This is a genomic window from Methylobacterium sp. J-070 (genome assembly GCF_022829385.1).
GTDB lineage: Bacteria > Pseudomonadota > Alphaproteobacteria > Rhizobiales > Beijerinckiaceae > Methylobacterium.
On the sequence record NZ_JAKSXX010000074.1, the window covers coordinates 1 to 22,020 of the forward strand.

The following is a 22,020-nucleotide window of genomic DNA, read 5'->3' on the forward strand; positions in this document are numbered from 1 at the left end:
GGTCGGGGGCGCTGATCCGGAACAGCAGGTCGCCCTTCCGCACATGCGTGCCGATATCGACCCTGCGCTCGACGATGTAGCCGGTCGCCCTTGGGTAGAGGCTCGCCGTGTCGAAGGCCTGGGTGGTGCCGGTCTGGGTGAGGCTCAGCGGTCCGGAGACCCGCACGGCCGGGGCGACCCGCACGCCCGGCGGCCTGGCTTCGGCCGGCTGCGGCGGGCTCGCCGCCCGGGACTGGTCCGGCCAGTGGCGGTATCCGAGGAACCCGGCGCCCGCCAACGCCAGCAGGGCGATCCACAGGCGGCCGCCCGCCGCGGGGCCGCCCGTCCCGCCCGCAGCTGAACGATCCGCGTTCGCCATCCTCGCCCCCGGTCGCGCCGCGCATGAGCCGCCGCATCGGCCCCGTCGGGCGCGCTGCATCCGGCAGTGTATTCAATTTATAGTCCGCATGCGGGTTCAGGGCGAGATGCCGCAGTGCGGGATCCGGCCCGGCCCCGGATCCCGCGCGCCCGCGCCCGGTTACCCTGCCAAACATCAGGGGCCGATCCACAATGACCGAGATTTCCAGACGCGCCATCATGGCCGCCGCCGGCGGCGCGATGGTGGCGTCCTCCGCCGCGGCGCAATCCGCCGCGCCCGTGCCTCAGCGCGGGAGCAAGGACGCCGACAACCGCGTGGGTGCCGACATCCTGGGGCCGCGCAACCCGGCCCGGGCGGCCGAGGAGCCGTTCACCCTGGCCCCGCCCGCCACCGACCACGGCACGATGCCGAATCTGAAATGGTCGTTCAGCGACAGCCACATGCGGCTGGAAGAGGGCGGCTGGGCGCGCCAGACCACGATCCGCGAGCTGCCGGTCTCGAAGGCCATGGCCGGGGTCAACATGCGGCTCAAGGCGGGCGTGGTCCGCGAGATGCACTGGCACAAGGAAGCCGAGTGGGCCTACATGATCAAGGGCAAGGCCCGGATCACCGCGGTCGACCAGGACGGGCGCACCTTCGCGGACGATGTCGGCGAGGGCGACCTCTGGTACTTCCCCGGCGGCACCCCCCACTCGATCCAGGGGCTTGCCGCCGACGGGGTCGACGGCTGCGAGTTCCTGCTCGTCTTCGACGACGGCGCCTTCTCGGAGGATTCCACCTTCCTGCTGACCGACTGGCTGGCGCACACGCCGACCGACATCCTGGCCAAGAATTTCGGCCTGCCCGAGAGCGCCTTCGCCAAGATTCCCCGGAAGGAGCTTTATATCTTCCCCGGTCCGACGCCGGGGCCGCTCTCGGCCGACAAGATGGGTGGTGCCGGTGAGATCCCGAAAAAATTCAGCCACCGGATGCTGGCGCAGGAGCCGATCCGCACCCGGGGCGGCAGCGTGCGCATCACCGATTCCACGGTGTTCCCGGCCTCGGTCACCATCGCGGCGGCGCTGGTCGAGGTCGAGCCCGGGGGCCTGCGCGAGCTGCACTGGCACCCGAACGGCGACGAGTGGCAGTACTACCTCTCGGGCCAGGGCCGGATGACGGTGTTCGGCTCGGAATCGAAGGCCCGGACCTTCGACTACCAGGCGGGCGACGTGGGCTACGTGCCCTTCGCCATGGGCCACTACATCGAGAATACCGGCGACACGACGCTGACCTTCCTGGAGATGTTCAAGAGCCCGCGCTACGCCGACATCTCCCTGACCCAGTGGCTGGCGCTGACACCGCACCCCCTGGTGCGGGCCCATACCGGGCTGGATCCCAAGCAGATCGACGCGCTGTCCGCCGCGAAGGCGCCGGTCGTGCCGGGTTGACGCGCCCCGGAACCTGGACCGATCCTGGTGCGTCGACCCGAAGACACGTCCCGGTCCAGATCACGGAGAGATCCATGCGCGCCGCGTCCCGCGCGCTCCTCGCCCTGGCGCTCGCCCTCCCGGCGGGCGCCGCCCGGGCGCAGGTGCAGCAGAACGATCCCAACGCCGCCAACGCGTCGTTCGCCCTGCAGGGCCAGCTGCGCGCCTTCAACCAGCAGCGGGTGACGGACTACAACACGCTGAACCAGTCGATCCAGCGCAATGTCCAGTTCGGCGCCTCCGGACCCGCCCTGCCCTACCGGGGCGTCTACGGAGGCCGCCATGTCGGACGCCACGGCTTCGTCCGGCGCGGCGGCGGCATCAACACGAGCGTGTGCACCGGCTGCTGAGCGGCCGGGATACCTGCGCAGAGCGGGGACAGCCCGAAAAAAACCTTTCCCCGCCAGCAGGCTTCGCCCAGAGACTGGGCCCATGGTGGCGTGCGCATGAATATCCTGCTGATCGGCTCCGGCGGCCGCGAGCACGCCCTGGCCTGGCGACTGACCCAGAGCCCGCTCTGCACCCGCCTGTTCACGGCGCCGGGCAATCCCGGCACCGCCCGCCACGGGACCAACCGGCCCGACCTCGCCGTCACCGACCACGCGGCCGTGGCCGCCTTCTGCGCCGCGGAAGCGATCGGCCTAGTGGTGGTCGGGCCCGAGGCGCCTCTGGTCGCCGGGCTCGTGGACGACCTGAAGGCCGCCGGGATCCGCGCCTTCGGCCCCACCCGCGACGCCGCCCGGCTCGAGGGCTCCAAGGGCTTCACCAAGGATCTCTGCGCCGCCTGCGGCATCCCCACCGCGGCCTTCGCGCGCTTCACCGCCCTGGAGCCGGCGCTGGCCTATGTCCGCCGCCAGGGCGCCCCGATCGTCGTGAAGGCGGACGGGCTCGCCGCCGGCAAGGGCGTCACCGTCGCCGAGACCCTGGACCAGGCCGAGGACGCGCTGGCCGCCCTCTTCGCCGAGCCCGGCGCCGAGGTGGTGGTGGAGGAATGCCTGTTCGGCGAGGAGGCGAGTTTCTTCGCCCTGTGCGACGGCACCCGGGCGATCCCGCTCGGCACCGCGCAGGACCACAAGCGCGTGTTCGACGGCGACCGCGGCCCCAATACCGGCGGCATGGGCGCCTATTCCCCCGCCGGGGTCGTGACCCCGGAGATCGAGGCCCGGGTCATGGCCGAGATCATCATGCCGACGCTCGCCGGCATGCGGGCCCGGGGCTGCCCGTTCACCGGCATCCTCTACGCCGGCCTGATGCTCACCGCGGACGGCCCCAAGCTGATCGAGTACAACACCCGCTTCGGCGACCCCGAGGCGCAGGTGCTGATGCCGCGCCTCGCCTCCGACCTCGTGCCCGCCCTGCTCTCGGCGAGCGACGGCGACCTCTCCGGGGTCACCCTCGAATTCGACGCCCACCGGGCCGCCCTTGCCGTGGTGATGGCGGCGGCCGGCTACCCGGGGGCCGTGGTCCGGGGCTCCGTGATCCGGGGCGTCGAGGCCGCCGAGGGCGACGGCGTGTTCGTGTTCCAGGCCGGGACCCGCGCCGAGGGCGGACATCTGCTCGCCGAGGGCGGCCGGGTGCTGGCGGTCACGGCGCTGGGCGACAGCGTCACCGACGCCCAGGCCCGCGCCTACGCGGCGGTGGCCCGGATCGACTGGCCGGAGGGGTTCTGCCGGCACGACATCGGGTTCCGGGCGGTCGCCCGGGAGGCCGGACAGCGGTGAGACGCCTGGACCCGAAAGGTCCGGGCCCTTCGGGACCCCGCTACTCCCCCACCGCCGCCCCGGCCGGGCGGCGGTTGTCGTTGGCGCCGTAGAGGAGGCCCGGCCGCATCCGCTCCGTGCGCGAGGCGTCGTTGCCCGAAGAGGCCGCCCCCGGGGCGGCCGGCGCGGCGGCGCGCACCGCGATGAGTTCCTGGGCGCCCCAGGGTGTCTGCTCGACCAGCGTGTGGCCCATGCCCCGCAGGAGCGCCTGCGTGTCCGCCGAGAGCGCGAAGGGCTCGGCGTAGACCGTGTCGGGCAGCCACTGGTGGTGGATGCGCGGGGCGTCCACCGCCTCCTGCGGCTCCATGCCGAAATCCAGCATGTTGAGGATCGTCTGCGCGGTGATGGTGATGATCCGCGAGCCCCCCGGCGAGCCCGCCACCAGGGCGACCCGGCCGTCGCGCAGCACCAGGGTGGGCGCCATCGACGAGAGCGGGCGCTTGCCGGGGGCGATCGCGTTCCGTGTCCCCTGGACGAGCCCGAACAGGTTCGGCACCCCGGTCTTGACCGTGAAGTCGTCCATCTCGTCGTTCAGGAAGAACCCGGTCTCGCCGGCGATCACCCCGGCGCCGAAATAGCCGTTGATCGTGTAGGTCAGCGCCACCGCGTTGCCGGCCTTGTCCATCACCGAGATGTGGGTGGTCTCGGGCCGCTCGCGCGTCTCCCCGCCGGGATCCGGGCGGATCTCGGCGGAGGGGGTCGCCCGGTCCGGCCGGATCGAGGCCCGGAGCTGCTCCGCGTAGGCGGGCGACAGGAGCCGGGCGACCGGGTTGTCCACGAAGGCCGGGTCGCCGAGCAGCAGGTTGCGGTCGGCATAGGCGCGCCGCATCGCCTCGACCATCAGGTGCACGCTCCGGGCGGAGTTGAACCCCGCCGCCCGCAGGTCGTAGCCGTCGAGGATGCCGAGGATCTCGCACAGCGTGGTGCCGCCCGACGAGGGCGGGGGCGCCGACAGGATGGTGGCGCCCCGGTAGCGGCAGGTCAGCGGCTCGGACTGCGTCACCGTGTAGGCGGCGAAGTCGGCCGCCGTGAGCAGGCCGCCGCCCGCCCGCGACGCCGCCTCCACGGCGCGGGGGATCGCCCCCTTGTAGAACGCGTCCGAGCCGTGGTCGGCGATGGCCTGGAGGGTGCGGGCGAGGTCGGCCTGGACCAGCCGGTCCCCGGGCCGCCAGGGGCTGCCGTCCGGGCGCAGGAACACGCGGGCGACGTTCGCCTGAGCGGCGAACAGCGCCGTGCCGGAGTCGAGGATGTCGGTGTCGCCCCGCGTCAGCACGAACCCGTCCCGGGCGAGCCGGATCGCCGGTGCCATCACCTGGGCCAGCGGCAGGGTCCCGTAGGCGGCGAGCGCGGTGTTGAGGCCCAGCACCGTCCCGGGCACGCCCGCGGCCTTCCAGCCCCGCAGGCTCGCGCCCTTCACGACGTTGCCTGAGGCGTCGAGATACATGTCCCGGCTCGCGGCCGCCGGGGCGGTCTCGCGGAAATTGACGAAGCGGCTCTGCCCGGCGGCACTGTGCAGCACCAGGAAGCCGCCGCCGCCGAGATTGCCGCAGCACGGGTTCACCACCGCCTCGGCGTAGGCCACCGCGACCGCGGCGTCGACGGCGTTGCCGCCGGCCTTGAGGATGTCGGCCCCCACCTGCGAGGCGAGGCGCTGGGACGAGACCACCATGCCGTTCTCGGCCTCCACGGCCGGTCCCGAGGCGGCCCGGGCCGCGGGGCCTCCGAGGGCCAGCAGGGCGGCCAGGAACAGCGCGCGTGCCGATGCGATCATCCCCTGCCTCTCCCTGCGGCTCCCGCGCCGCGGCCGGCGCAGGGCGCCATATAGGGCGGGCGGGGCGTCCCGCCGCCCGGCTCATCAGACCCGCACGTATCGCCCGGCCGCCGCCACGCCGACGAGCAGGGCGGCCACGAGCAGGAGCGAGGCCGGCAGGCCGAAAGCCTGCGCGGCGAAGCCGATCAGGGCGGGGCCCGCCAGCACCCCGGCATAGCCCAGCGTCGTCACCGCCGGCACCGCCACCGCCTCGGGCATCGCCGTCTGCCGGCCGGCCGCGGTGAACAGGACCGGGACGATGTTGGCGCAGCCCGCCCCGACCAGGGCGTAGCCGGCGAGCGTCGCCTCCCAGGCCGGCACCGCCACCGAGAGCCCGAGGCCGGCCGCCGCCAGCAGGCCGCCGAGGACCACCACCCGCCGCCGCCCGAGCCGGGCCACGATCCCATCGCCCGCGAGCCGGCCGGCCGTCATCGTCACCGAGAAGGCCGCGTAGCCGAGCGCCGCCCAGGCCGGATCGAGCCCGCGCCTTTGGATCAGGAACAGGGCGCTCCAGTCGAGGGCCGCGCCCTCGGTGAGGAACACGATGCAGCAGAGCAGGCCCAGCACCAGCACCGGGCCCCGGGGCAGCGCGAGGGCGGTACCGCTGCGCTCCCCGACCTTGTCCGCCCGCAGGATGCCGGGCCAGGCCGCCGCGAACAGGACCGCGATGCCCCCGACCAACAGCAGCACGCTCCAGCCTGCGCCGAACCCCGCGGCCAGCAGGCCGCTGGCGAGGAGCGCCCCCAGGATGCAGCCGAGGCTGTAGAGCCCGTGGAAGCCCGACATCATCGGCCGCCCGCTCCCGCGCTCCACCGCGACGGCCTGCAGGTTCATGACGCAGTCCACCGCCCCCATCCCGGCCCCGAACAGCAGCAGCGCCAGGGCGAGCGCCGCGGGCCCGGAGGCGAGCGCGAGCACCGGCAGGGTCAGGCCCAGCGCCAGCGTGCCGGCGAGCAGGACCGGCCGGTAGCCGAACCGCGAAGCCGCCGCCCCGGCGCTCGGCATCGCCGCGATCGAGCCGACGCCGAAGGTGAGGAGCAGCAGGCCGAGGCCCGCCTCGTCGAGGCCGGCGCGGGCCTTCACCAGCGGCACGAGGGGCGCCCAGGTGGCGTTGGCGATGCCGACGATCAGGAACAGCAGCCGGGTGGACAGGCGCTGCGCGCCTGCGGCGTGGCGGTCGGCTCCGCGGAGGGCGGCCGGGGCGGTCGCGTCGAGCGTTGGCATCGGCACCTGTCGGTGAGGAAAGTCTGGGCGGCACAGAAAAGCGCACGCCGAAATCTGTCAGACGCGACGTGGGGCCTTGGCTATCGCGACGCAACATGAGGGAGAGGTCGAGCCATACGGCTTAATCACGCTCTCCGTCATCACGCGTGGAGCGAAGTGGCTCAGGGCAGCGCGGCACCGGGAAGTGTTGCGCCAACCGGTCTGCTTCGCTCCGCTCGCAAAGACAGCTGGCACTGCACCGAGCGGTTGCCGCCGTACGCGTTTCGTTCTAGCAAGGACGGCGCATGACGGGCCTGCGTCCCGCCGGCCGCATCTTGCCGCGGGCCCCCTCGGGCTCGACATGAGCCGGAGCGGCGGCTGGCCCGCGCGCGAATCCGATCCGGATCCGATCCGACTGCGTCGACGCCTCGAAAGACCGCCGCCCTCATGGCCAAAGCCCAAGCTGGAAGTCGTGCCGCAAGCCGCGCCGGCGCCGCCCAAGCCGCTCCCGAGACTGCCGCCAAGGCGACTGCCAAGACCGCAGCCAAGACCGCAGCCAAGACCGCGCTGAAGGCTCCTGCCCCCGCCAAGACACCTTCGCCCAAGATGTCTTCGCCCGAGGCATCCTTGCCCAAGCCGGTCCGCGCCAAGTCCGAAAAGAGATCCGCCCGGCCCGAGGCGGCCGCGGAGGCCGCCGTCGACGCCAAGCTGGAAGCCCTGTTCGACGCCGCGCCGACGCCCGACCTGGACCGGCGGGTCATCGCGGTCCGGGGCGCCCGGGAGCACAATCTCAAGAACGTCGACCTGACCATCCCCCGGGACAAGCTCGTGGTGTTCACCGGGCTCTCGGGCTCGGGCAAGTCGTCGCTGGCCTTCGACACGATCTACGCCGAGGGGCAGCGCCGCTACGTCGAGTCGCTCTCGGCCTATGCCCGCCAGTTCCTGGAGATGATGTCCAAGCCCGACGTCGACCAGATCGACGGGCTGTCGCCGGCGATCTCCATCGAGCAGAAGACCACCTCCAAGAACCCGCGCTCCACCGTGGGGACGGTCACCGAGATCTACGACTACATGCGCCTGCTCTGGGCGCGGGTCGGCATCCCCTACTCCCCGGCCACCGGCCTGCCGATCGAGAGCCAGACCGTCCAGCAGATGGTCGACCGGGTGCTGGAGCTGCCGGAGAAGACCCGGCTCTACCTGCTCGCCCCGGTGGTCCGCGGACGAAAAGGTGAATATCGAAAAGAAATCGCCGAATACCAGAAGAAGGGTTTTCAGCGTCTGCGCGTCAACGGCGAGTACTACGCCATCGACGACGTGCCCAAGCTCGACAAGAAGTTCAAGCACGACATCGACGTGGTGGTCGACCGCATCGTGGTCCGGGCCGACATCGCCGCGCGGCTCGCCGATTCCTTCGAGACGGCGCTGGAGCTCGCCGACGGCATCAGCGAGGTCGTGTTCGCCGACGCCCTCGAGGGCGAGGCGCCCCGGACCATCACCTTCTCGTCGCGCTTCGCCTGTCCGGTCTCGGGCTTCACCATCGCGGAGATCGAGCCGCGGCTGTTCTCGTTCAACAACCCGTTCGGCGCCTGCCCGACCTGCGGCGGCATCGGCCACGAGATGCGGATCGATCCCGAGCTGGTGATCTCCGACCCCGCCCTCAGCCTGAAGCGCGGCGCGGTCGGGCCGTGGGCGAAGTCGACCTCGCCCTATTACGGCCAGACCCTGGAGGCGCTGGCCGAGCATTACGGCTTCAAGACCGGCGTGCCCTGGCAGAGCCTGCCGGAAGCGGCCCGCGCCGTCGTGCTGTACGGCTCGGGGCGGCAGGCGATCCGCTTCGCCTACGACGACGGCCTGCGCAAATACACGGTCAACAAGCCGTTCGAGGGCGTGATCCCGAACCTGGAGCGCCGCTACAAGGAGAGTGACTCGGACGCCGTCCGGGAGGAGATCGGGCGCTTCATGAGCGAGACGCCCTGCGCGGCCTGCGGCGGCAAGCGGCTGAAGCCCGAGGCGCTGGCCGTCAAGGTCGCCATGGCCGACATCGCCGACGCCACCGCGCTCTCGGTCTCCGAGGCGCATCGCTGGTTCTCGGAGCTGCCGGAGAAGCTGACCGCGAAGCAGAACGAGATCGCGGTTCGCATTCTCAAGGAAATCCGCGACCGGCTGAGCTTCCTGGTGGATGTCGGCCTCGAATACCTGACGCTGGCCCGCGGCTCCGGCACGCTCTCGGGGGGCGAGAGCCAGCGCATCCGACTGGCCTCGCAGATCGGCTCCGGCCTCACCGGCGTGCTCTACGTGCTGGACGAGCCGTCGATCGGCCTGCACCAGCGCGACAACGAGCGCCTGCTCGGCACGCTCAAGCGTCTGCGCGACCTCGGCAACTCGGTGATCGTCGTGGAGCACGACGAGGACGCGATCCTGCAGGCCGATTACGTGGTCGATGTCGGCCCGGGCGCGGGCATCCACGGCGGCGAGATCATCGCCCAGGGCACCCCCGCCGAGGTGCTGGCCAACCCGGCCTCGCTCACCGCCAAGTATCTGACGGGCGAGATGTCCGTGCGGACCCCGACCGCGCGTCGAAAGGGCCGGAAGGGCAAGCTCGGGCTGTTCGGCGCACGCGGCAACAACCTGAAGGACGTCGACGTCGAGATCCCGCTCGGCACCTTCACGTGCATCACCGGCGTCTCGGGGGGCGGCAAGTCGACCCTGGTGATCGACACCCTCTACAAGGCGGTCGCCAAGAAGCTGAACGGCGCCCTGGAGCACCCGGCCCCCTACGGGCGGCTGGAGGGGCTGGAGCACCTCGACAAGGTCATCGACATCGACCAGTCGCCGATCGGCCGCACCCCGCGCTCGAACCCCGCCACCTATATCGGCGCCTTCACGCCGATCCGCGACTGGTTCGCCGGCCTGCCGGAGGCCAAGGCCCGGGGCTACCAGCCCGGCCGCTTCTCGTTCAACGTCAAGGGCGGGCGCTGCGAGGCCTGCTCGGGCGACGGCGTCATCAAGATCGAGATGCACTTCCTGCCGGACGTCTACGTCACCTGCGACGTGTGCAAGGGCAAGCGCTACGACCGCGAGACCCTGGAGGTGAAGTACCGGGGCAAGTCCATCGCCGACGTGCTCGATTCCACCGTCGAGGAGGCGGCGGAGCTGTTCAAGGCGGTGCCGGCGATCCGCGACAAGCTCGAGACCCTGAAGCGGGTCGGCCTGCACTACGTCCATGTCGGCCAGCAGGCCACCACCCTGTCGGGGGGCGAGGCCCAGCGGGTGAAGCTCTCCAAGGAGCTGTCGAAGCGCGCCACCGGGCGCACCCTCTTCATCCTGGACGAGCCGACCACCGGCCTGCACTTCCACGACGTCGCCAAGCTCATGGAGGTGCTCCACGAGCTGGTCGACCAGGGCAACACCGTGGTGGTGATCGAGCACAACCTCGAAGTGATCAAGACCGCCGACTGGGTGATCGACATGGGCCCCGAGGGCGGCGACGGCGGCGGCCGGCTGGTGGCGCAGGGTACGCCGGAGCAGATCGCCCGGTCGACGGCGAGCCATACCGGCCGGTTCCTGCGCGAGGTGCTGGAACGGCGCCCCGCCGCGCCGGCCGCCCCCGCTGCCCGTCGCAGTGCCGCCGGGTAGCGGGGCCGACGCGGCAGATTCTGCCGGGTTCCCGCCGGGGGACGGCCCGCGCGGGCCTTGATTCGGGCTGTCCGGCGGCTGTCGAGCCCGCCCTGGACCCGGCGCCGGCCCGTCCGGGGGGCGGATTCACGCCGGGGCGCCCGGCCGGGCGGGTGACCGGATTGCCCGCCGGCCCTTGCCGGATCCTCCCGCGATCCCGGCCGGCAACAGCTTGACCGTTCAACGTTATTTTGCCGTTCCGATCCTCGCTATCATGGTTGGGGATAGTGTTGCATCGCCGCAAAAATGCGGCTTTTGCGCAACGGTTGAGCCGGTTCTGGCCTTTCAGCGAGCATTCCACTGTCTTTCCGCAGGTCTCTGTAGAATAGTCGCAGACGTTGAGACGGGCAGGCTCCGTGGGGGCGCTCGGCAGGTTCCGAAGCCGGCAGCCGCATCAAGCGAGCAGACCGGCAGGGAAGTGCCGAATGCGGGACGGATGCCGTGTGACCTTGGGAAGGAACGAGAAAATGATGAAACACTGGCTCGCGGCCGGTACGGTCGCGCTCACGGTCGGCATGACGTCGACGATCGCGCAGGCGCAGACCACCACGGTTCCGGGTGAGCAGGTCGGCCTCGCCGTCGGCGCGCCGCTGCCGGAAGGCATCTACGCCATCAACACGTTCACCTACCGCCGCACCGACGGCCGGAACGATGCCGACACGGCCGTCAACATCCCGGTCCTCGTGTGGTCGACCCCGCTGGTTCCGCTCGGCGGCCGCGTCGAGCTGCTCGTGGCGCCCCCGACCGTGTTCGCCTTCACCCGCAACCCGGCGGGCCAGGGCAACAAGGACATCTCGATCAACGTCGGCACCTTCGTCGGCGGCATCTGGGCCTTCGACCTCGGCAGCAACTTCGGCGTCAGCTTGCTCGGCGGCGTGTACCTGAACGACCTCGACGGCGACCGCGGCTCGCTGTTCAACGGCGGCTTCCGCGCCAATCCGGCCTCGCCCTACGGCGTCAGCCCGGTCGGTACGCCCATCCTGCCGCAGCTCTCCTCGAACACCTACCGCTTCGGCATCGCCGGCAGCTACACCGGTGACGGCTGGAACCTGACCGCCAACCTGACCGCGAACATCTACGACTCGCCCGGCCGCTTCCCCGGCCAGGTCGGCGCCGCCATCGGCCCGCTGCGCCTGTCGGACGCCCTGAACTTCGACCTCACCGCGACCAAGAAGTTCGGCAACTTCGAGATCGGCGCCGTCGGCTACGGCACCTACAACTTCGACATCAGCCAGTTCAGCGCAGCAGTCGGCAACCGCGGCCGCTTCGCCCTCGGCGGTCTCGTCGGCTACGACTTCAAGATCTTCACCGTCCAGGCCTACGTCGCCCGCGACGTCGTGACCGGCGCGCAGATCGCCGCCACGCCGTTCAGCCGCGCCCGCAGCGACTACTCCACCGACGGCTGGATCCGGTTCATCGTGCCGCTGTACTCGCCGGCCCCCGCCGCTTCGCCGATCCCGGCGCCGCTGGTCCGCAAGTACTGAGACCCCGGTCACCCGCCGCCGCGGCGGCGGGTGACCCGGTCGATCGAACAGACCGTCCCCTCGGGGCGGCGAACCGCCCGGCTCCGGCCGGGCGGTTTTTTCATGTCTGACCGCCGGCCCTGCCCGGGCGGCGGTTCCGCTACCGGCCGCGGCCGGGCGGTTTTCGATCGCCTCCATGCGGTGAATGGCGTGCCGATGCCGTCCCGTGGGTGTCGCGGGCCGCCAGGACATCCTATCTTGTGCCCTTTCGCGCGCCCGGATGCTGCCGGGGCACCGGCGGACGAGCCGAAGGAACCCGAGTCAAAGGACGATCATGGCGACGCAGGGCGAGTGGAAGATCCCCGCGCAGGCCCAGCCCAGGCCTGCGGATTACGGCTACGACCTCGACCGGGCGCTCTCGGCGGTGCTGGCCCTGTCGGCGCGGGTGCCGGAGAGTGCCTTCACGGCCGAGACGCTGGGCACCGAGCGGGCCGGCAACGGCGTGGTGATCCGCGAGGACGGCTTGGTGCTCACCATCGGCTACCTCGTCACCGAGGCCGACAGCGTCTGGCTGACCACTCGGGACGGCCGCTCGGTGCCCGGCCACGTGGTCGGCTTCGACGCCGCCACCGGCTTCGGCCTCGTCCAGGCCCTGGGCGACCTCGGCGTGCCGGCCCTGCCGCTCGGCCGCTCGGCCGGGCTCAAGACCGGCGACCGGGCGGTTCTGGCGGGGGCTGGCGGGCGCCAGCGCTGCGTGGCCGTCGAGGTCGTCGCCCGGCAGGAATTCGCCGGCTACTGGGAATACGTGCTGGACGAGGCCCTGTTCACCGCGCCGTCGCACCCGCACTGGGGCGGCACCGCGCTGATCGGCCCCCAGGGCGACCTGCTCGGCATCGGCTCCCTGCAGCTGCAGCAGGGCGGCTCCGGCAGCGCGCGTCCGATCAACATGGTGGTGCCGATCGACCTGCTGCCGCCGATCCTCGACGACCTCGCCACGCGGGGGCGGGCGAACCGGCCGCCGCGCCCCTGGCTCGGCCTCTACGCCACCGAGAGCGAGGAGGGCATCGTGGTGATGGGGCTGGCTGACGGCGGCCCCGCCGAGACCGGCGGCCTGCAGGCCGGCGACGTCATCGAGGCGGTGGCGGGCGAGCCCGTGGCGGATCTCGCCGCCCTGTTCCGCAGCGTCTGGGCGCTCGGGGAGGCGGGGGTACGGGTGCCGCTCACCGTCCGCCGCGAAGGGCGCGGCGTGAAGCTCGCCCTCGTCTCCGGGGACCGGGAGCGGTTCCTGCGCACGCCCTCGCTGCATTGAGGCGCGCCCGGGCGCGGTGGTGCAACCATTGCGGCATCCACGGCGTTGCCTGCTCGCCGCCGCGAGCCTGTATCAGATACAACCTGTGGCTCAGCGTCGGTTCAGGCGGCGGCGGCAAATCTCCCGAGACCGGCTGCCGATCCGCCGGGCTCACTGAGGAGATCCAGTCATGGCGATTCTGAGCGCGCCGCGCGCGAAGGTGCTCGTTATGGCCGCCGCGATCGCCGGCGGTCTGGGGCTTGCGGGGTCCGCCCAGGCGGCGGGCGGCTGCGGCCCCGGCTTCCATCCCAACCCCTGGGGCATCTGCCGCCCGAACTGGGGCCCCCGCCCCTACGGGTACTGGCACCGGCCGATCTACTATGGCGGCTACGTCCGGCCCCGGCCCTTCTACCGCCCCTACGGCTTCTACGGCCCGCGCCCGTTCTATTGAGGCGCGCCGGCACCGTCCCGATCTCCGGGACGGTGTGCGGGCCCGCCGCCGCCCGGCCCGAGGGCGCCCCACCGACAGGCGGGGCGCCCTTCGCGCATCCGGAGACCGGCTCCGCATGCGCCTAAAGAATGACCAGCCGGAATGGTTGCCGAGATCTTAAGCGGGGCATGCAATCACTGCAGATCTGGTGCTTGACCTTACGACTCCTGCTGCGCTGCGGCGGGCTTATATGTGCGTTGCACCAACAAGAGGCAGCGATGCGCAACAGAGCGCCGTCGTCTGCCCGAACAAAGGTCACAGCATATCATGTCCGCCGCCCGTAGCGTCCTGAGCCGCGTCCGCGCCTATCTCCGGTATCGCGACACGGTTACCCAGCTCTCCCGCCTCTCCGACCGCGATCTGGCCGATCTCGGCATCAGCCGCAGCGAGATCCGCGGCGTCGCCCGCGTCTAATCCCGGCGGTCGCGCGGGACCTGTTCGCGAGAGCCTCGAAGGACCGCCGCCCGTCGACCCGGGCGGCGGTCCTTCGCGCGTCCGGGGTGCCGATCCGGCCCGGGGGCGCCGCATCCGCCGGCGTGATTTTCACCGGGAACCGGTGACCCGTCCGGCCAATGATGCTTAAGTCGGCCATGACACAGACCATCCACATCGTCGGCGGCGGTCTCGCCGGGTCCGAGGCCGCCTGGCAGGTGGCCGAGGCCGGCCATCGCGCCGTGATCCACGAGATGCGGCCGGTGCGCGGCACCGAGGCCCACCAGACGGACGGGCTGGCCGAGCTCGTCTGCTCGAACTCGTTCCGGTCGGACGACCCCGAGGGCAACGCCGTCGGGCTGCTGCACCAGGAGATGCGCAGCTTGGGCTCGCTGATCATGCGGGCGGCCGACGCCCACCAGGTGCCGGCGGGCGGGGCGCTCGCCGTCGACCGCGAGGGCTTCTCCGCCGCGGTGACCCGGACGCTGGAGCAGCACCCCAACGTCGCCCTCGTGCGCGGCGAGGTCGAGGGCCTGCCCCCGGAGGCGTGGGGGCCCTGCATCGTCGCCACCGGCCCGCTCACCGCGCCCGGCCTGGCCGAGGGTCTCCGCGGGCTCACCGGCGCGGACTCCCTCGCCTTCTTCGACGCCATCGCGCCGATCGTCCACCGCGACTCGATCGACATGGAGGTGGCGTGGTTCCAGTCCCGCTACGACAAGCCCGGACCGGGCGGCACCGGGGCCGACTATCTCAACTGCCCCATGACCCGCGAGCAGTATGACGGGTTCGTCGCCGCCCTCGTGGCGGGGGAGAAGATCGGGTTCAAGCAGTGGGAGGGCACCCCCTATTTCGACGGCTGCCTGCCGATCGAGGTGATGGCCGAGCGCGGCCCCGAGACCCTGCGGCACGGCCCGATGAAGCCCGTGGGGCTCACCAACCCGCGCGACCCCCTGGTCAAGCCCTGCGCGATCGTGCAGCTGCGCCAGGACAACGCGCTCGGGACCCTCTACAACATGGTCGGCTTCCAGACGAAGCTGACCTATGCCGAGCAGGTGCGGATCTTCCGCACGATTCCCGGCCTGGAGCGGGCCGAGTTCGCCCGGCTGGGCGGCCTGCACCGGAACACCTATCTCGACAGCCCCCGCCTCCTCGACGCCACCCTCCGGCTGAAGGCCCGGCCGGCCCTGCGCTTCGCCGGCCAGATCACCGGCTGCGAGGGTTACGTCGAGAGCGCCGCGGTCGGGCTGATGGCCGGCCGCTTCGCGGTTGCCGAGGCGGCGGGCCGGCCGCTCAGCCCCCTGCCCCAGAGCACGGCGCTCGGCGCGCTCATCACCCACATCACCGGCGGTCACGTGGCGGCGGACGGCGAGGCCAACGCCCCGCGCTCGTTCCAGCCGATGAACGTCAATTTCGGCCTGTTCCCGCCGCTCGCCCAGGCGCCCCGCAACGAGACCGGCCGGCGCCTGCGCGGGCCCGAGAAGGCGGCGCTCAAGAAGCGCGCGCTCACCGACCGGGCCCGGGCCGACCTCGCCGCCTGGATGACGGCGGAGCCGCCGATGGACTGGAAACCCGCGGCGGCGGAATAGCGCCACGTCGCGTCTTCAAAGTCCCGGATTCAAAAGGTCCGGGACCGTTTGCGGGTGCAGGGCAGCGCCCTGCTGTCGGGGCCAAGCCCGAGCGTCGGGGCCAAGCCCCGACACCCCGCCGAAGGGCTGCAAGCCCTTTGGAAACCCCGACTGTGCGCACAGGCCTTGCACGGCTGGAATGCTCAGCCTCCGGGGACCGCATGACCGAGATCGACACCCAAGCCTTCCTGGCCGACCTCTACGAACTGCGCGCGATCGGACGCTTCCGCACCGGCGTCCACCGGCCGACCTTCTCGGCCGCCGACATGGAATCCCGCCGCTGGCTGATGGCGCGGCTGGAGGCCTGCGGGCTGGAGGCCGCCATCGACGGGATCGGCAACGTGCTCGGGCGCCATCGCGGCCCCGGCCCGCATCTGCTGGTCGGCAGCCACATCGAGACCCAGAACGAGGCCGGCTGGCTCGACGGGGCGCTCGGCGTCGTGGCCGGGGTGGCGCTGGCCCGGGCCGGGCTGCCGGTCGACGTCGTCGCCTTCGCCGACGAGGAGGGGCATTTCTCCGGCGGCTTCCTGGGCAGCCGCTCGGCGATCGGCGACCTGACCGAGGCCGAGATCGATGCCGCCCGCAACCGCACCGACGGCACGCCCCTGCGCGCGGCGCTCGCGACCGCCGGCCTCGCCGGCCTGCCCCGGATGCGGCTCGACCCGGCCCGCTACCGCGGCTTCCTGGAGATGCATATCGAGCAGGGCACGCAGCTCGAATCCGCCGGCCTGCATCTCGGCGTGGTGAGCGGCATCGTGGCGATCTGGCAGTTCCGGATCGAGTTTTCCGGCAACCAGGACCACGCGGGCGGCACCACCATGGCGGAGCGCCGGGACGCGGGCCTCTCGGCGGTCCGGCTGCTGGCGGCGATCGACCGGGACTTCCCGCGGGTCTGCGGGCCGCGCAGCACCTGGACCACCGGGCGGATCACCCTGGATCCCGGCGGCTACAGCATCATCCCGGGCCACGCCGAGGTGGCCTTCCAGTTCCGCGACGTGTCGGTGCCGGTGCTGGAGCGGATGGAGGCCTGCCTGGAGGCTCTGGTGCGCGAATCGAACCGGCGCGAGCGCTGCCCCGCGACGCTGACGGCCCTCTCCAAGGCGGTCCCGGCCGCCTGCGACGCCGGCCTGATGGCCGCCCTCACGGAGGCCGCCGAGGCGGTCTGCCCGGGGGGCTGGCAGATGATGCCCTCGGGCGCCGGCCACGACGCCCAGAACGTCGCCCGGATCCTGCCGGCCGCGATGCTGTTCGTGCCCTCGATCGGCGGCATCAGCCACCACTGGGCGGAGGACACCGCCGACGCCGACCTGGTGTACGGCGTGCGGGCGCTGGGCGCGGCGGCGGCGCGGGTGCTGGCGGGGTGAGGGACGGGCCCCGGCCGGCGCCGGGGCGTGATGAGTCCGGGCGTCGAAGCGGGCGCCAACCGATCTCAGACCACGCGCGTCGCAGGCTTCGACCCGCCAGGGTCGCGCGTCGCATCGGGTTTCAGGCAAGGACTCGCCTTCCCCCGACGGGATATCGGTCGGTCAGGCCGAGAAAGCGATAGCGCATCACCGCGAAGACAGCTCCGCGCAAGCCGGCATGGGCTACGATATCCGTGTCGATCTGCCGTTCATATTGCCATGATGGCTTTAATTACAACGACATATAGTCCGATCCCGCGAGATGTATTCTGAGACTGCGCGTTTTTTCGGTGACGGATTATGAATGTTGCTATCGTGACGCCTTACTACAAGGAAGACACGGAGGAACTGTCCGTCGCGCATGAGAGCGTTCTCCGGCAGGACATGACGGTGCGCCACATCATGGTGGCGGACGGGCATCCGAATTCGGCGGTCGCGGAGTGGGATTGCGAACATGTCATTCTGCCCTCGGCCCATCGGGATGCGGGCAACTTCGCGCGGGGCGTAGGCGCCCTGCATGCCTTTCAGACCGGTGCCGCCTACGTGGGCTTCCTGGATGCGGATAACTGGCTCCAGAGCGACCACGTCTCGAGCCTCCACGGACTCATGACCCGCGCGCACGCGGATATCGGCGTGTGCCGGAGGATCCTGCGCCGCCTCGACCGCAGCATCCTCGACCCCTTCGACTGGGAGAGCGACGGTTCGGCATTCGCCGACACGGGCACGGTCATGCTGAGCCGTTCGGCGATCGAGATCGCGGCCGCCTGGGCGACGATGCCGGTCCAGCTCAGCGGCATGGGGGATCGCGTCATCTGGGCGGCGATCAACAGCCGCGGCTTCAGGATCGCCCGGACCGAGCTGGCCACGACCAACTACAAGACGAAATGGGCTGTCCATTACACCGGCCGGGGCGAGCCTCCGCCCAGCGGGACGGTGGATCTCGCCTATGTCCGGTCGTCGCAGATCTACTGGGAGGCACTCCCGGAGGACGAGAAACGCCGGTTCGTGCTCGGTCGCACCTGAGGAGGGGGGGACGCACGGGGCCGGACTCGGCGTCGTCTCGCGCCGGCGCCGATCCTCACCCCCCCGGCACCAGCGACTGGATCGGGATCCAGTCCGGCCGGTATTCCTGCATCCCGCCGGCGATCTTCTCCTCCACGGCGTCGAGGAATTGTTCGGGATCGGTGATCGAGCACTGGCGCAGGTCCCAGAAGGCGTAGCGCCACCATTGCACCTTCAGGTAGCGCTCGATCAGCGCGTCGGGGAAGCGCATCTTCACCACCCGGGCCGGGCTGCCCGCCACGATCGCGTAGGGCGGCACGTCCTTGGTCACCACCGCCATGGCGCCGATGATCGCCCCGTCGCCGATGGTGATGTCGGGCATCAGGAAGGCGCCGTGGCCGATATAGACGTCGTTGCCGATGCGCACGCGCTTGGGCCACAGGTAGGGGCCGCAGATCTCGTAATCCGCCGCCCGCGGGTCGAGGCGGTCGAACACCGCCGAGTGGTGCGTGTAGAACAGCGGCGAGGTCGAGCCGCAATGGACCGGGTGGCTGCCGCGCCCGACCTGCACGCTCTCGCCGATCGAGCAGTAGCGGGCGATGTCGGCGCCGAAATAGTAGCCGCTCACCGCGTACGAGAACGCCCCCATGGTGAGGCAGTAGTCGATCCCCATCCACTTGATACTGCACGGCGGCTCGAAGGTGCAGTCCTCCGGCAGGCCGAACGGGGCCGGGTGCAGCGCCGAGATGCCGCGCTGAAGCATGGCCTGCTTCATGTCCTCGTTGACGGAGATCATGCGGCGTCCTCGTCGATGGGGCGTTCGGTCCCGGCCGGTACCGGGTCCAGGCCGTAATAGTCGCGCAGCAGGTTTCCGTATTCGGCGGCCCGGATCGGCCCGGAGCGCCGGCCGGTTTCCGAGACGTCGATGGCGAGCAGCCGGTCGTTGAAGGCGGCGGGGTCGGTTGCGAGCGCGGTGGGCATCAGGTGTCCGTTCGGACAGGCGGAGAGCCGCTCGCCCGGGGCGCCGAGGTCGAAGGCCGCCACCGGCAGGCCGGTGCGCAGCGCCAGCGTCAGGGCGTACGAGTAGGTCTCCGGCCAGATCGCCGGCAGCAGCACCATGTCGGCGGAGAGCCGCCAGACGAGGTCCAGCGCCTCGGGGTCGCCGTGATAGCGCCCGGTCTGGGTGACCCCGACCCGCTCCAGGCCGACGGCGAGCGCCGGGTCGGAGAAGCCCACGATCGAGAACCGCAAAGGTAGCTCCCGGTCCTGCGCGTCGGTGGCGAGCGCCTGCAGGAACAGGCCGCCCTTCGTGGCGCTGATCGCCCCCAGCACGGCGACGCGGCGGATGCGGCCCGGGCGGTGCAGGGTGGTGTCGCGCACGGCGCGCTCGGGCTCGGCGTGGGGCCGCACCGTCACGGGCAGGTCTGGGTACACGGTCCGGATCCGCGCCGCCGTGTCGGCCGACGGCGCGAACACCCGCGCGGCGCCGGCCAGGAACGCCCCGAACGCCGCCCGCCGCTCGCCCGGGTCCGGCTCCTCGAACCCGTCCGCGTCCCCGGCCAGGCAGGCCCGGCACGCCGAGACCGGCGCCAGCCCGCAATAGCGCCCGTCCGGCTGCACCAGGTGGTTGCGGTGGCACACCGGCGAGTAGTCGTGCAGCGTCCAGGCGTACGGGGCCCCCGAGCCCGCCACCAGGTCCATCAGCGCCCGCGCCGCCGCCCAGCGCAGCCCCGCCAGCGAGTGCACGTGGATCAGGCGCGGCGCCAGCGCCGCGATGAACCCGGCGAGCTCGTCGGCGTCGCGCGGCAGGTACAGGCTGTCGAGGTTGGGCAGGTACAGGAACTCGGCGCTGCGGTAGGAGACGTGCACCTCGAGGTTGCGGGTCCGGTCGATCTGCAGCAGCACCACGCTGGCGCCCTCGGCGCGGGCCTGGGCGATCATGTCGTCGATGTGCCGCTGGATGCCCCCGCCCCAGCTGTGGGTGACGAACAGCAGCGCCCGGCCGGCGAAGTGCCGGGCCAGCCGCGCCCGGTCGATCCGCGCCCGGCCGCGCCGGCCCGGATCGGCCTGGACGAACTGGCCGACCCGGGCCGGGTAGTCCGGGTGCTTGGCCAGCAGCGCCGCCTGGCCCCGGTCGTACTCGCCGCCCGGGTCGAGCCCGAACGAGATCTGGCCGGCATGGTGGACGAACACGTCCTCGGCGAGCAGGTTGACGAACCCGGCCTTGGTGGCGCGCAGGCACCAGTCGTTCTCCTCGCCGTAGCCCTTGCCGAAGGCCTCGGCGTCGAGGGGGCCGACGGCGTCGAGGGCGGCGGCGGTCATGTACATGCAGAAGCCGACGCCGGTGGGCACGGGCACGGCGCGGCCGCGGTTGATCCGGGCGGCCATCCGGTCGAGGTCGGGCCGGGGGATCTCGAGCGGCATGGTGTTGTTGGCGTTGAAGCGCGGGTAGGAGCAGATCGTGGCGTTGTTCGACAGGGGCGTGACGCTGGCCACGGGCAGCCCCGCGCCGGCCTCGGCCCCCGCCTGAGGCTCGGCAGGGGGCTCGGCATGGGCGACCAGGCGGTCGAGCCAGTCGCCGAAGACCTGGGCGTCGGAGTTGAGCAGGACGACGGCGCGGCCCTGGCGCAGGGACAGGGCGCGGTTGACCGAGCCGACGAAGCCGAGGTTGTGCGGGTTCTCGACGAGGTGGAACAGGCCGCGCGCGGCCAGGGCGGCGAGGTCTGCGGCGAGCGCGGGGTCGGGGGAGCGGTCGTTGACGGCGAGCAGGGTGAAGGGGGTGGCCTGCGGGGCCGACAGGCAGGCGTGGAGGGCGCGCAGGGTCTCGCCGCGGCCCTTGTAGACCGGGACGACGACGACGACGCGGGCCTCGGCGATGGGCAGGGCCAGGGGCAGGCCGTCCCAGTCGTGCGGCTCGGGGGCCGTCATGGGCGGATAGGTGCCGAGGTCCTCGGGCGCGGCCATCAGCCCGGCGGCCCGGCCCGTGCGCACGTAGTGCAGGAACGGCGACTCCCCCAGACCGAACAGGTGCCCGTAGGCCCGGCGATAGAACCGGGTCGAGAAGGCCTTGCTCGGATCGCGATCCTCCTCCTGCCCGTGGGACAGGAAGTGGATGACGGGCCCGTTCTCGAAGCCGCGGGTGTCGGGATAGCGCCTCAGGTACCAGGGCGCGTCGAAGAGGGGCTCGACCAGCCGGGCCTGCTCAAAGAGCTCCGCATCCTCCTCGGTGGGCATGGTGCCGTAGCGCGGATCGAAACCGGCATCCGAGACATCCGCGCCGCGCAGGAGCGCCGTCGCCAGGAAGTGGACGAAGGGCGCGATCCCCGTAGCTTCCACGTAGGGATGATGCGCGCGATAGGCCCAGCCGTTGAAGTCGGGCCTGGGGTTGCGGCCCTGGCGCCAGCCGGCGTCGCAATAGTGGCGCACCGCATCCGCCTCCGCGGACAGCCCGTAGCGCGCCCGGTAGAACGCGTGGTCGAAATGCCCCGCCACCAGCCGCGCCTGCAGGTCGAGCACGGCCGCCCGGTCCGCGGGCTCACCGATCGCCCCGAGCCAGCCGGTGTCCTCGACCGGCGCCCGCGCCAGGCGCAGCCCGCAGACCCGCAGCAGCGCCGCCAGCGTCGAGCGCCCCGGGCCCGGATCGCGCAGCTCCCGCCAGCCCGCGCCGGCGAAGTGCAGGTAGGGCTGCATCGCCCCGACATCCGGATAGGTCGCCCGGTACCAGTCCGCGTCCACCGCCGGCAGGTTCAGCCGGTGCGGCTCGGCAAACGGCGTCTGCCCGGTGAGCTTCGCCTCGGCGACGTAGCGGAAGAACGGGTCGTCCCGGACCGCCCGGCTGCCGGCGCGGGCCTGCACGAACCCGGCCGGGTCGAAGTCCGGGCGCGGGCTCACCAGGGCCCGCCAGCCGCCCTCGACGTAGTGGCGCAGCAGCGCGGCGTCGGAGGCGCCGGCCAGCGCCTCGGCCTGGGCCTCGTCGAGGCCGCGCCGGTAGTGGGCGGCGTCGAACCAGGGCGCCAGGGTCTCGACCCGCAGGGCCAGCGCCTCG

General features: G+C 71.9%; 15 protein-coding genes and 1 pseudogene. 11 read left to right on the forward strand and 5 right to left on the reverse strand.

All coding sequences use genetic code 11. The annotated features are described in order from the left end of the window. A pseudogene (locus MKL01_RS05855) lies at positions 1 to 358 on the reverse strand (efflux RND transporter periplasmic adaptor subunit); the annotation flags it as partial. A 191-nt stretch (positions 359 to 549) separates the two neighbouring features. Here MKL01_RS05855 and MKL01_RS05860 point away from each other — a divergent pair. The 3 genes from MKL01_RS05860 to purD all read left to right on the forward strand — a co-directional run bounded on the left by MKL01_RS05860 (position 550) and on the right by purD (position 3,545). After that, positions 550 to 1,785 carry an oxalate decarboxylase family bicupin gene (locus MKL01_RS05860; RefSeq protein ID WP_243904282.1) on the forward strand — a complete coding sequence of 412 codons (1,236 nt, stop codon included), beginning with the start codon at positions 550 to 552 and terminating at the stop codon, positions 1,783 to 1,785. Positions 1,786 to 1,859: 74 nt separating this feature from the next. Beyond that, positions 1,860 to 2,174 carry a hypothetical protein gene (locus MKL01_RS05865; RefSeq protein WP_243904283.1) on the forward strand — a complete coding sequence of 105 codons (315 nt, stop codon included), beginning with the start codon at positions 1,860 to 1,862 and terminating at the stop codon, positions 2,172 to 2,174. A gap of 96 nt (positions 2,175 to 2,270) precedes the next feature. Then, on the forward strand, positions 2,271 to 3,545 hold the full coding sequence (gene purD / locus MKL01_RS05870) for a phosphoribosylamine--glycine ligase (protein WP_243904284.1): 1,275 nt from the start codon (positions 2,271 to 2,273) through the stop codon (positions 3,543 to 3,545). A 40-nt stretch (positions 3,546 to 3,585) separates the two neighbouring features. Here purD and ggt read toward each other — a convergent pair whose 3' ends face one another. Together ggt and MKL01_RS05880 are read right to left on the reverse strand one after the other, a co-directional pair. Then, on the reverse strand, positions 3,586 to 5,355 hold the full coding sequence (ggt, locus tag MKL01_RS05875) for a gamma-glutamyltransferase (protein WP_243904285.1): 1,770 nt from the start codon (positions 5,353 to 5,355) through the stop codon (positions 3,586 to 3,588). Between the two features lie 84 nt (positions 5,356 to 5,439). Further along, entirely contained in the window at positions 5,440 to 6,618 is a 1,179-nt protein-coding gene (locus MKL01_RS05880; protein ID WP_243904286.1) for an MFS transporter, read from the reverse strand. A gap of 426 nt (positions 6,619 to 7,044) precedes the next feature. Here MKL01_RS05880 and uvrA point away from each other — a divergent pair, with 426 nt between their 5' ends. From uvrA to MKL01_RS05920, 8 genes are all read left to right on the forward strand, one after another. After that, positions 7,045 to 10,233: an excinuclease ABC subunit UvrA gene (uvrA, locus tag MKL01_RS05885; protein WP_243904287.1), complete on the forward strand. Its 3,189-nt coding sequence runs from the start codon at positions 7,045 to 7,047 to the stop codon at positions 10,231 to 10,233. A 506-nt stretch (positions 10,234 to 10,739) separates the two neighbouring features. After that, complete coding sequence (locus tag MKL01_RS05890) at positions 10,740 to 11,756, forward strand: transporter (protein WP_243904288.1); 1,017 nt, start codon at positions 10,740 to 10,742, stop codon at positions 11,754 to 11,756. 313 nt (positions 11,757 to 12,069) lie between these two features. Next, positions 12,070 to 13,044, forward strand: coding sequence for a S1C family serine protease (locus MKL01_RS05895; protein ID WP_243904289.1), 975 nt, complete (start codon positions 12,070 to 12,072; stop codon positions 13,042 to 13,044). Positions 13,045 to 13,213: 169 nt separating this feature from the next. Further along, positions 13,214 to 13,474, forward strand: coding sequence for a GCG_CRPN prefix-to-repeats domain-containing protein (locus MKL01_RS05900; protein ID WP_243904290.1), 261 nt, complete (start codon positions 13,214 to 13,216; stop codon positions 13,472 to 13,474). A gap of 306 nt (positions 13,475 to 13,780) precedes the next feature. Then, positions 13,781 to 13,927 carry a DUF1127 domain-containing protein gene (locus tag MKL01_RS05905; protein WP_243904291.1) on the forward strand — a complete coding sequence of 49 codons (147 nt, stop codon included), beginning with the start codon at positions 13,781 to 13,783 and terminating at the stop codon, positions 13,925 to 13,927. A 176-nt stretch (positions 13,928 to 14,103) separates the two neighbouring features. Next, positions 14,104 to 15,531 carry a methylenetetrahydrofolate--tRNA-(uracil(54)-C(5))-methyltransferase (FADH(2)-oxidizing) TrmFO gene (gene trmFO / locus MKL01_RS05910; RefSeq protein WP_243904292.1) on the forward strand — a complete coding sequence of 476 codons (1,428 nt, stop codon included), beginning with the start codon at positions 14,104 to 14,106 and terminating at the stop codon, positions 15,529 to 15,531. 200 nt (positions 15,532 to 15,731) lie between these two features. Next, a complete protein-coding gene (locus tag MKL01_RS05915; RefSeq protein ID WP_243904293.1) occupies positions 15,732 to 16,934 on the forward strand; it encodes a Zn-dependent hydrolase in 1,203 nt (400 codons plus the stop codon). 339 nt (positions 16,935 to 17,273) lie between these two features. Further along, the gene (locus MKL01_RS05920; protein WP_243904294.1) at positions 17,274 to 17,996 is read left to right on the forward strand and encodes a glycosyltransferase family 2 protein; all 723 of its coding nucleotides are present in this window, start codon (positions 17,274 to 17,276) and stop codon (positions 17,994 to 17,996) included. 55 nt (positions 17,997 to 18,051) lie between these two features. On the opposite strand, the gene MKL01_RS35645 is transcribed toward MKL01_RS05920, so the two are convergent. Together MKL01_RS35645 and MKL01_RS05930 are read right to left on the reverse strand one after the other, a co-directional pair. Then, positions 18,052 to 18,771: a CatB-related O-acetyltransferase gene (locus tag MKL01_RS35645; RefSeq protein WP_279604420.1), complete on the reverse strand. Its 720-nt coding sequence runs from the start codon at positions 18,769 to 18,771 to the stop codon at positions 18,052 to 18,054. Then, positions 18,768 to 22,020: glycosyltransferase (locus tag MKL01_RS05930; RefSeq protein ID WP_243904295.1), on the reverse strand; the 3,253-nt coding region annotated here is incomplete at its 5' end. The genes MKL01_RS05930 and MKL01_RS35645, both read right to left, overlap by 4 nt.